This window comes from Hymenobacter edaphi, assembly GCF_003258365.1.
GTDB lineage: Bacteria > Bacteroidota > Bacteroidia > Cytophagales > Hymenobacteraceae > Solirubrum > Solirubrum edaphi.
This window is the reverse complement of sequence record NZ_QHKM01000004.1, coordinates 473,098-484,337: the sequence shown is the minus strand read 5'-3', so window position 1 is coordinate 484,337 and position 11,240 is coordinate 473,098. Positions and strand designations below refer to the sequence as shown.

Annotated in this window: 7 protein-coding genes; 4 read left to right on the top strand and 3 right to left on the bottom strand. The window is 67.4% G+C overall.

Features of this window, described 5'->3' with window-relative positions; translation table 11 throughout:
- Positions 1-127 precede the first annotated feature (127 nt).
- Positions 128-622: a hypothetical protein gene (locus DLM85_RS15300; protein WP_111478976.1), complete on the top strand. Its 495-nt coding sequence runs from the start codon at positions 128-130 to the stop codon at positions 620-622.
- Between the two features lie 102 nt (positions 623-724).
- On the opposite strand, the gene DLM85_RS15295 is transcribed toward DLM85_RS15300, so the two are convergent.
- Complete coding sequence (locus DLM85_RS15295; protein ID WP_133257083.1) at positions 725-5,065, bottom strand: T9SS type A sorting domain-containing protein; 4,341 nt, start codon at positions 5,063-5,065, stop codon at positions 725-727.
- A 338-nt stretch (positions 5,066-5,403) separates the two neighbouring features.
- A complete protein-coding gene (locus DLM85_RS15290; protein ID WP_111478974.1) occupies positions 5,404-6,756 on the bottom strand; it encodes a T9SS type A sorting domain-containing protein in 1,353 nt (450 codons plus the stop codon).
- Positions 6,757-6,975: 219 nt separating this feature from the next.
- On the opposite strand from DLM85_RS15290, the gene DLM85_RS15285 reads away from it, so the two are divergent.
- Entirely contained in the window at positions 6,976-8,352 is a 1,377-nt protein-coding gene (locus DLM85_RS15285) for an MBL fold metallo-hydrolase (RefSeq protein WP_111478973.1), read from the top strand.
- 162 nt (positions 8,353-8,514) lie between these two features.
- Here DLM85_RS15285 and DLM85_RS15280 read toward each other — a convergent pair whose 3' ends face one another.
- Positions 8,515-9,249 (bottom strand): MOSC domain-containing protein, encoded by a 735-nt coding sequence (locus DLM85_RS15280; protein WP_111478972.1) that lies wholly within the window; start codon positions 9,247-9,249, stop codon positions 8,515-8,517.
- 210 nt (positions 9,250-9,459) lie between these two features.
- Here DLM85_RS15280 and DLM85_RS15275 point away from each other — a divergent pair, with 210 nt between their 5' ends.
- Complete coding sequence (locus DLM85_RS15275) at positions 9,460-10,731, top strand: exonuclease SbcCD subunit D C-terminal domain-containing protein (RefSeq protein ID WP_111478971.1); 1,272 nt, start codon at positions 9,460-9,462, stop codon at positions 10,729-10,731.
- A 19-nt stretch (positions 10,732-10,750) separates the two neighbouring features.
- Complete coding sequence (locus DLM85_RS15270) at positions 10,751-11,206, top strand: endonuclease domain-containing protein (protein WP_111478970.1); 456 nt, start codon at positions 10,751-10,753, stop codon at positions 11,204-11,206.
- The last annotated feature ends 34 nt before the right edge of the window (positions 11,207-11,240 follow it).

Below are 11,240 nucleotides of genomic sequence, written 5' to 3'. Positions count from 1 at the left end.
CGAATATAGGCAGAATCCGGCTCCCGCAGATGTTGGCCCGGAACTTGTCAAAGCCTCCGCGGGCCGATTAAACCCCCGGGCCCGCCGGCCCTCTAAGCCGGTAGATTTTCCAACTGACTCACTTCCGATGAAAAAGATGCTTTTCCTGCTGACGGTTGCCACCCTCAGCTTCGCCAGCGCCCAGGCCCAGACCACCCCGCCCGCCAACGGTGGCGGCTACCAGGGCCAGGGCCGCGGCATGGGCCGCGAGCAGCGCACCCCCGAGCAGCGCGCCGATATGCAGACGCAGCGCCTGACCAAGCAGCTTAGCCTCACGACCGAGCAGCAGCCCAAGGTGCGCGCCATCTTCCTGGCCCAGACCAGCGAAGTCGATGCCGCCCGCGCCCAGATGACGCCCGGCAGCCTGGACCGCGACGCCATGCGCCAGAAGATGCAGGAAGGCCGCGCCCGCTACGACGAGCAGCTGAAAGCTGTGCTCACCCCCGAGCAGTTCACCACCTACCAAACCCAGCGCGAGGACCGCATGGAGCGCACGGGCGAGCTGAAAGACGCCCGGAAAGAGGGCAAAAAAGAAGGCAAGGTGAAAGCCAAGAAGGACAAGGTGAAAGTGAAGGCCGGCTAAGCCCTGCTCCTGCCCGGCCCCATAACACAGCAACGCCCGTCCTCGGCCGAGGACGGGCGTTGCTGTGTTATGGGGCCGGGCAAGCGCCGTAGCGCCGGCGTGCTATTCCACCACCAGCCGAACGGCCCGGGCGCCGGAGCGCACCAGGTACACGCCCGCGCGCAGGCCAGCCGGCAGCACCAGCCGGGCATTGCCGGCGGCGTCGGCCGTGGCTTTGGCTACCGGGCGGCCCAGCGCGTCGAGCACCTGGACGGTGGCCCCGGCGTCGGCGCCGGTGAGCAGCGTGGCGGTGCGGGCCGGATTGGGGTACAGCGCCAGGCCGGCGGCCGACTGTCCACTGGCCGCCACGGTGCGCACCGCCGAGTAGGTGGCCGTACCGTCCTGATCTACCTGCCGCAGGCGGTAGTACAGCTGGCTGGCGCCCACCGGCAGCTGCTCGTCGAGGTAGCCGTACTGGCGCGTGGTGCTGCTGTGGCCCGCGGCGGCTACCGAGCCGAGGCGACGGAACTGCTGCCCGTCGAGGCTACGCTCGACCTCGAAGGCGGCGCTGTTTTTCTCGGAGGCGGTGGTCCAGGCCAAGCGCACCGCCTGCTGGCGCCGCGCGGCCGTGAAGGCGGTCAGCTCGACGGGCAGCACGACGCTGCCCTCGGTCACGTAGAACTCCGAGAAGTGGTCGGCCACGGTGGTTTCCAGCCCGAACCAGCCGGCCGCGTCCGGGTCGGCGGCGATGAGCGTGGCGGGCAGCAGGCGCACCTCGCCGGTCGTGGCGTTGTTGCCCAGGGCGCAGTCTTCGTTGGTGCCGCTGTACTGGGTCAGGCTGAGCCCGGTGCGGGTGGCGGCATACTGCAGGCGCGTCAGCTCGCTGGGCGCGCCGAACACGCGCAGCATCACGGTGCGGCCGTCGAAGCGCACGACTTCGCGCACCCCGTTCCCGTTCACCATCGTGGCGTTCAGGTGCCAGTTGCGGTCCAGGTAGTACTTGCCCGCGTCGTCCTGGCGCACGGTGCCGGTCGAGCCGGTGCGCAGCACATCCACGGAGAAGTCGCCGAGGCTGGGGCCGCTGTACTTGTAGCCGAGGACCACCTGCCCGCCGGAAGTCAGCAGGTAGTGCCAGGCATCGTCGTTGATGCTGGGCGTGGGGGCCACCACGGTGGCGCAGTCGTTGGGCGTGCCGCTGTTGTACACGTTCAGCGGGGCAAAGGCCAGCCCGGTGGTGGTACCGGCGGCGGTGGTCACGCTGATCGGGCCGGCGGTGGCGCCGACCGGCACCTTCACGCTGATGCTGGTGGCCGACAGCCGCGTGACGTCGGGCGCGGACAGGCTGCCGAAGCGCACCGTGCTGGCGCGGGTGAAGTCGGTACCGGTGAGGGTGAGCGACAGGCCGGGCAGCTCGCTGGGGGTGCTCAGGGCCGTGAGCGTGGGCGTGGTCTGCAGCGCGGCGAAGAAGGCCGTGGGATTGGCCTCGGTGCCAGGCCGGGTGAAGCTGCCGAAAGTGGCGCTGCCCTCGTAGTCGCCCACCATGTAGGCGCTGCCCTGGTTATCAACGGCTACGTTGCGGGGGTAGTCATTGGTGGCGCCGCCGGCCCGTACGGCCCAGGTGCAGGCACCGGTGGCGCCGGTGTAGCGCGCCAAAAAGGCTTCGACCGTCCCGCTGCCGGGCGCCGTCAGGCTGGTGGTGGCCACGGGGCTGACGCCGTAGGCCGAGGTGCGGAAGGTCGTCGTGCCCGTGAAGCCGGCCGATACGAACACGTTGTGGTCTTCATCGGCGCTGACCTCGCAATTCTGCCCGAGCACGCCCCCGCCCGGCACCACCCACTCGCAGGCGCCGGTGGCGGCGTTTAGCCGGGCCACGTACAGGGTTTGGCCCGTACCACTCGGCAGCGTGATGGTGGTAACGGGGGTGACGCCGGGCGCCGAGGAAGTGAAAGCAGCCACGTTCTGGTAATAGCCCGCGACATAAACTTTACCGCCCTGCACGGCTACGCCCGAACCGGCGTCCCCGCTGTTGCCCCCGCCCTGCACGGCCCAGGCGCAGGCGCCCGTAGCCTGGTCGAACCGGGCCACGTAGCTGTCGGTGCTCCCGGCGACGGAGGTCAGGAGCAGGCTGGTGGCCGGGCTTACGCCGAAGCCGGAGGTGGGGAAGCTGGCCGTGCCGGCAAACTCGCCCGTCACGTACAGGTTGCCGAGCGTATCGAGGGCAATGCCCCGGCCGTGCTCAAACTGGTTGCTGGTGCCCGCCTGCACGGCCCAGGCGCAGACGCCGGCGTTGCTGAACCGGGCCACGAAGATGTCCCGGCTGCCAGCCGAGCTAAGGGTAAACGTGGTCGGGCTCGGGGCACCGGGCGCGGAGGTCGGGAAAGCCATGCTCCCGGCAATGCTGCCCGTAATGAAGGTCGTGCCCGCCTCGTCTACCGCCAGGCCAAAAACGTAATTGAAGCCGCTGCCGCCCGCTCTTGTCGCCCAGGCGCAGGCCCCGGTGGCGCCGTCGAAGCGGGCCAGCAGTACGTCGCCCGTGCCGCTGGCCGTCAGCGTCTGGCTGGTAGCAGGCGCCGCGCCGGGCGCGGAAGTAGTCAGGACGGCCGTGCCGTCGAAGATGGCCGTCAGGTACACGTTGCCGGCGGCATCGGTGCCGATCTGGCACTGCTTGTTCATGTGGTTGTTGGTTCCCATCTCGGCCTGCACCGCCCACAGCCAGTTGCCGGCCGCGTCGCGCTTGGCGAGGAACATGTTTTCGCCGGTGCCCTTGCTGATCAGCCGGGTGGTGCCGAACTGCAAATGCCCCCGAAACCGGCCCGCCACGTACTGCTTGCCCGCGCTGCTGGCCACGGCGTCGCCGTAGGAGTAGCCCCCGGTGCCGATTTCCGTCGCGGCCGGGGCCTGCCAGACGCCGGCGGCCGTGAGCTTGCCCAGAAAAGCACTATTGCTGGCCGAAACAGCATCTCCAGGAGTTACAAACTGGGCCACGCCGTTGACGATGCCCGTCGAGTACACGTTGCCGCTGGCATCGGCCGCCACGCCGTAGCCTACGTCGAGGCCTTCGGCGCTACCGGCTTCCGCGGCCCAGGTGCAGGCGCCGGTGCTGGCAAACTTGGCCACGAACACGTTGCCGCTGCTCCCGCCGATGCCGCTCAGCGTCGTCGTGGTCACGGCCGGGTTGGAGGGCCCGGAGGTGGTGAAGGTAGCCGCTCCTTCGAAGCTGCCGGTCAGGTACACTGTGGCGCCGGTACCAGTGCCGATGCTCGTCACGCCGTAGCCATAATCACTGGTAATGCCCCCGGCTTTCACCGCCCAGGAGCAGCTGCCGTCGGCGGTGCTGAAGTTGGCCAGGAAAACATCCGTGTATCCCGCACTGCTCGTAATCAGCCCTCGGCCCCCAAAAGAGGCCGGGGCTGCCGCCGTGCCGTTGAATGAGCCGGCCACAAAGACGTTGGTGCCGTTGACGACCAGGCTGCGGCCCTCCTCCAGGTTGTAGCCAACGCTGCCGGCCTGCACGGCCCAGGCCCAGAAGCCCGTGGCCGGGGTAAGCTTGGCCACGAAGATGTTTTCGCCGTCGTTGGCCGCCAGGTTCAGCACGGTCGGGGCATTGCCGCCGCCGCGCACGAAGCTGGTGTTGCCCTTGTGCCGCCCCGTGATATACACGTTGCTGCTGGCGTCCAGGGCAATGTCGTAGCTGACTTCGTCGTTATAGCCCCCCGCCTTGGCCGTCAGGTTGCAGGCGCCAGTGCTGGCAAACCGGGCCACGAAGATGTCGTTGGAATAGTCGTTGGCGACGTTCGGGGTGAGCGTGGAGGTGGTGACAGCCGCGCCGGGCGCGGAGGAAGTAAAGGTGGCACTGCCCGTATAGAAGCCCGTTACGTAGGCGCTGCCCGTGGCATCCACCGCCACGCCGTAGCCGGAGGTATTGCCGCCCGTGCACGCCCAACTTACGGCCCAGCCGCAGGCGCCCGTGGCCCCGTTGAACCGGGCGAGGAAGCCGTTGTTGCCACTGGCAGGCTGCGGTAGCGAGGTGGTCGTAGCCGGCGAAACACCAGGCGCCGAGGTATTGAGCGTCACGGTACCGTAGTAGCTGCCCGTCACCAGCACGTTGCCGCTGGCATCCAGGGCCAGGGCCTGCGCCGAAGCCGAGCCGTAAATGCTGGTTTGCACCTGCACCACCCACTGCCACGTGCCGGCGCTGTTGCGCTTGGCCAGGTACATGTTCGGGTTGGTGTTGGTGGCCGAGAGCGACACGCCGCCCAGCCGAACCTGCCGGTTGAAGATGCCCACCACGTACTGATTGCCGGCCGCGTCGACGACGACGTCCCGACCTACAGCCGAGCCATTGAGTCCGTCGGGATTGACGCTTACGGCTTGGGAGAAGAGAGGCGTTTGCGCCCGCACGGGCTGGAGCAGGCCCAGCAGCGCGGTGACAAATAGCAGGAGAAAACCGTAGGCGTGCTTCATGCGCATTACTCAGGAGTGAAGAGATGTTTGCTCTGGCTGCAACCCGTGGGCATCAGCCGAGAAAATCATTCAAAGTTCCGCTCGCTGGTCAGGCTACACAATACCCGGAAGTAGGTAATTACGGAAGGAGCGGACGCCGGCAGGCAGCCTCGCCTGATTTCCCAACTCAAGCCCGATTGAGTCCGGCCGGCACGGCATTGGACAGGCAGAGGAGGGCGCACGTTTCCGCCACCTGCCGCACGTATACATACATGCGACAGTAGTTTACAAGCCGTACGGTGCGGGCTTGTAGCTCACGCTTAGGCAAAAATGACCCGTACTGCCCCGATACGCCGCCCTTAACGCTGCACGGCCAAGCGCTGCACGGCCGTGACCCCGGCGGCGGTGCGCAACTGCAGCTGGTAGAGCCCGTCGGGCAGCGTGCCCAGCTCGAGCTGCGCGCTGCCCGGGGCCAGGCGCAGCGTGCGGCAGAGGCGGCCGGCCGGGTCGTAGAGCCGGGCTTCGCGGTAGCTGTGGCCGGCCGGCAGCTGCACGGTGCCGGCCGTGGGGTTGGGGTACACGCCCTGGCCCGGCGCCACTTGCGCAGGCCGGGCGCGCAGCAGCGTGCCCGTCAGCTGGTAGACCTGGTGATCGGTGCGCGGCGGGTAGGGAGTGGAATTGTACGTCAGGCAGCCCCACACCCGGGTAGGGCTGGTGGCGGCCAGCCGGGAAAAAGGCAGGTCGGGGCCCGTGCGTTGCCAGGTCTGCCCTTCGTCGGTGGAATACGCCAGGCCTAGGTTTGCCGGACTGGCAAAATCGGTGCCCCCACTCAGGTACATGCTGGTGCCGGGCACGGCGGTCATCTCGCTGGTGAGCACCGGGCCGGTCGGGGTGCGGCGTACCCAGGTCAGCCCGCCGTCGTTCGTGGCGGCTAGCAGGCGGGCCGACGTGCCCCCCGAACCGGTCTGCGCGTAGGCCAGCCCGTGCAGGGCGTCGCGAAAAACCAGGTTGCTCCCAACGCCCAGGCCGGTGTTGGTCAGCGCCCAGGTAGCCCCGGCATCCGCCGAATGCAGCACGCCGCCCTGGTCGGTGGCAAACCAGACGTTGCTGCCCAGCACCACCTGCTTGCTGAGCAGGTAGCCCACCCCGGCCATGGCGGCGGGCAGGCTGACCGGCGCCCAGGTCGCGCCGCCGTCGGTGGTGCGCTGCATGACCACCTGCTGCGCCACGGTTCCGGTGGCCAGGCCGGTGCTGGCGTCGAAAAACGTAACCGACGCCAGCCCCGCCGGGATGGGCGTCGTTACGGGCTGAAACCCCGCGGGGCCCGTAGTGCTGCGCTTGAGCACGCGCGTGCCGGTTACCACGTCGCGCACGACCAGCCAGGCGTTCTGGTCATTCAGCACAAACAGGTCGACGCATTCGGTGCCCACGTTGGGGTAGGTCGTGTTGGGCCCGTTGGGCGCCTGCTGGCTGACCTCGGTTACCTGCCAGGTCTGGCCGTTATCCGGGGAATAAACCACCTCCACGCTGGAAGCGGCCCGCACCGGGTACAGCGGCCGCAGCATCCAGACGCTGGTGGCCGAGGGCACATACAGGCGCTGGTAGCTCAGCCGGGCGCCCCCCGGCAGGTCGGTAATGGCCTGCCAGCCCTGCTGGGCCGTGGCGGAAAGGCTGCCGGCCAGGAGGGCGGCGAGGAGTAGGCGTGCTTTCATGGAAAACGAAAAATAACGTGGGGTATCAGCGCCTGTTACGGCCGGCAGAATAATGGTGGCCAAATATGGTTATTTCCTGCAACACCCCGCCCGTTACCCGGTTATTCTACCCAACTGCCCCGGCCCGGATGGTTGCCCATGCACGCCGGCCCTTATATTTGACCAACGCCCGCCCGCCAGAACCGATGGCGCCGCCGGGCTTCACCAACCGTCCATTCCATGAGTCCGCTGCCTTCCACACAACCGTTCCGGATCCATCAGTTTTACGACAAGGGCCTGGCCCACGCCTCCTACGCCGTGCTCAGCGGCGGCCGCATGGCCGTCATCGACCCGGGCCGCGACCCGCAGCCGTACTACGATTTTGCCGACGAGCAGGAGGCCCGCATTGTGGCCGTCATCGAGACGCACCCCCATGCCGACTTCGTCTCCTCGCACCTGGAAATTGCGCAGGAAACCGGGGCCGCCATCTACGTGAGCCGCCTGGTGAAGGCCGGCTACCCCCACCGCCCCTTCGACGAGGGGGACCGGATCAGCCTCGGGCAGGTGGAGCTGCACGCCCTGAACACGCCGGGCCACTCGCCCGACTCCATTACCATTCTGCTGGTCGATGAGCTGGGCCAGATCCGGGCCGCCTTCACCGGCGACACGCTCTTCGTGGGCGACGTGGGCCGCCCCGACCTGCGCGAGGACGAAGCCGTGGGCGGGCACAAGCGCGAGGAGCTGGCCGGCCTGATGTATGACAGCACCCGCGACAAGCTGATGACGCTGCCGCCGACCACCAAGGTGTACCCGGCCCACGGCCCGGGCAGCCTGTGCGGCAAAACCACCTCCCCCGACCTCGACAGCACCATCGGCAAGGAGCTGCGCACCAACTACGCGCTGCAGCCCATGACGCGCGCGGAATTCGTGCAGGTGCTGCTCGAAGACCAGCCCTTCGTGCCCAAGTACTTCGGCCGCGACGTGCAGCTCAACAAGCAGGGCGCCCCGGCCTTCGAGGATTCGGTGCGCGCCGTGAAGCACCTGCCCGGCGGCACGGCCCTGGAGCCCGAGGTGCTCATCATCGACACGCGGCCGGCGGCGCAGTTTCGCCAGGGCCATTTGCCCGGCGCCATCAACCTGATGGACGGCGGCAAGTTCGAAACCTGGCTGGGCTCGATTCTGGGCCCGCAGGAGCCGTTCTACCTGGTGGCCGAGTCGCAGATTGCGCTAGACACGGTGATTCGCAAGGCGGCCAAAATCGGCTACGAGGGCAACATTCAGGGTGCCCTGCTCACGCCCCGCGAGGTGCCCACCACCAGCCCCGCCGTGGACGTGGAGCGCGTGCGCCAGCACCCGGAGCAGTTCACCGTCGTCGACATTCGCAACCGCACCGAGGCCAAAAAGCAGGTCTTCGACGGGGCCCTGCTCATTCCGCTGCCCGAGCTGCGGGAGCGGGCCCACGAAGTGCCCACCGACAAGCCCGTGCTGGTGCACTGCGCCGGCGGCTACCGCTCGGCCGCCGGGGCCAGCATTCTGCAGGCCGCCCTGCCCGCCGGTACTGAAATATACGACCTGGGCGAGGCCATCAACGAGTTTCAGCAGCAGGCGGTGCACTAAACCGGATCCTGCCAGTCAAGCAAAAAGCCCCAGTCGGATCCGGTTGGGGCTTTTTTTGTAGCCCGGGCTTCCGCCCGCGTCCGTTCGGCCGGTTGGGCCAGAGCGGACGCGGGTGTGGACGATTACGCGTACCGATCGGGCTGACGCGGGCGGAAGCCCGCGCTACTCCGCGTTCGGCCCGACGAGGCGGTTCGCGTCGTCGTTCAGCGGCAGCGCGCCGCTGAGGCGGCCCTGCAGCTTGCGGCGCCACTGCCCGCCCAGGGCCGGACACGTCAGCAGTTCGGCCACCAGGGCCTGATCGTGGCGCTGCTCGTACTTGGCGGCGTTGACGCGCGTGAGCGGCCACTCGGGAAACGGGCGGCTTTGCAGCACCAGCGCATCCGTCGGGCCGACGCGGCCGGGCTGCAGCACCCGCATGTACCAGCCGGTAAAGCCCGTTTCCTGCAGCCAGAGCGAAAACAGGGGCTGCTGCCAGCGGCGGGCAATTTTCCAGCAGGGCGAGCGGGGCTGGCTGACCTGTACCAGCGCTTCGCCCAGGGCAAACACGTCGCCCAGGCACACGTCGGCTTCGGTGAAGGTGCCGCCGATGGTCAGGTTTTCGCCGAAGCTACCGGGGCTCAGCTCCCGGCCCAGCCGCGCCGTCCAGTAGGCGTAGTGCGCGGCGGGGTAGGCGCACAGGGCCTGGTCGGGGCCGCCGTGGTTGCGCTGGTCGGCCTGCTCGTCGCCGTCGAGGTTCAATGCCGTCAGCCACACCGGCGCCGTGACTTCGCTTTTGTGAATGGCGGAAGTCCACGGCCGGGCCAGGGCTTCGGTGGCGCCGGGCGTACCCAGCTCCTGCGGCCGCCCCGCGCGCAGCGACAATACGGGCAAGGTCAGAGCGGGCAAGGATGGGGTCATGGCAAGGATGGTAAGTTGGGCGACCAAAGATGGTGGCGCGCAAGGGGAAGTAGAAAAACTATTGACATACAATAACAAGTAACCGTTCTTACAATAATCAAACAGTAAACTATATTACCAGATAACATTCCCGCTTGGCGCCGCCAAATTGCAGAGAAAAACAACGCGGCAAACGTTAATTTTGAAGTTGCATCAGCCCCGCTTCTGCGCATGAAAGTTCTACACACCGCCGACTGGCACCTGGGCCAGCGCTTTATCAGCGGCCACGAGCGCACCGAGGAGCACCGCCAGTTTCTCGACTGGCTGGTGGCCACGGTGCAGCAGCGCGGTGTGGAGGTACTCGTCGTGGCCGGCGACGTGTTCGACACCGGCTCGCCCAGCAGCGCGGCGCTGGAGCTGTACTACTCCTTTCTGGTGCAGCTGCGCCCGACGGGCTGCCGCGAGGTCGTCGTCGTGGGCGGCAACCACGACTCGCCGGCCACGCTCAACGCCCCGGCCCGGCTGCTGCGCCACCTGCGCGTGCACGTGGTGGGCGGCGTGCCCGAGCGGTTCGAGGACCAGGTTATCGTCATCGACGACGCCCAGGGCCGGCCGGGCCTGGTGGTGTGCGCCGTGCCGTTTCTGCGCGACCGGGACATCCGCCTCTCGGTGCCGGGCGAGTCGGCGGAGGAGCGCGAGGCCCGCATCCGCCAGGGTATTGCGGACCATTACCACCGCCTGGCCGAGCTGGAAGCCGTGTGGCAGCAGCGCGACGCGGGCGTGCCGGTGCTGGCCACCGGCCACCTCTACGCCGCCGGCGGCGCCGCGTCGGATTCGGAGCGCACCATTCACATCGGCAACCTCGGCCAGGTGACGGCCGACCACTTCCCCGCCGTCTTCGACTACGTGGCGCTGGGCCACCTGCACCGCCCGCAGCGCGTGGGCGGCACCGGCCACATCCGCTACTGCGGCTCGCCCATTCCGCTGTCCTTTTCCGAAATCCACGACCCGAAGCAGGTCTTGCTGCTCGACTTCCAGGGCCCCGGCTGCCCCACCATCGAAACCATCGAGGTGCCCACGGCGCGGCGGCTGGTACGCTTTCAGGGCGAGCTGCAGGAGGTTATCGAGCAACTCACGGCCTACGACAACGCCGACCTGCACCTGCCCGCCTGGGCCGACGTGGAAATTCGCTCGGAGCTGGGGCAGCTGGAAGTGGCCGAGCAGCTGCTCCAGTGCATCGAAGGGCTCGACCGGAAGTGCATCGAAGTGCTGGCGAGGCGTCACTTCCGCCTCGTGGCGCTACGGCCTTTGGGCGAAGCAGAAGCCGAACCACTCACGCGCAGCCTGCACGACTTTACCGAACGCGAAGTATTCGAGCGGCGGCTGGAAGACGAGCCGGCGGAGGCGCGCCAGGAGCTGCTGAGCACCTTTGATGAACTGATTCAGTTGATGCACGAAGCCTCACCCCCCGGCCCCCTCTCCAAGGGGAGAGGGGGAGCCTGACGATTCGTATTCTATTCGCATGATTATGGTCGACGAAACGAACCTGCCGGATACTGACCCAACCGCTCGGGCTGCTAGCGCTGATGCGAAAGCGCTAGCTTATGCCTGGAGCACGGCCGACCGGGTGCAGTACGATCTGTCAAAGGCGTCGGCGCAACGAATGCGGCAGGCACCTACGCTGGCGGAAGATGTGCTGTGGCAGCACGTACGAGGCGGGCAGTTGGGGGCCCGATTTCGGCGTCAGCACGTCATCGACCGCTACATTGCGGACTTCATCTGTCTGAACAAAAAACTCATTATCGGGGTGGATGGTGACTACCACCACGACCCGGAACAACAAGCCGCCGATGCCCAACGCACTGCTGATTTAGCCACATTAGGCTTCGTGGTCATTCGCTTTTCAAACGAGGCAGTCATCTACGACACCAAGCAAGTACTAACGGTCATCAGCCAGTATCTGACACAAGCATCCTAGCTCCATTCACTTTAAAACCAGCCTCCCACAGTCG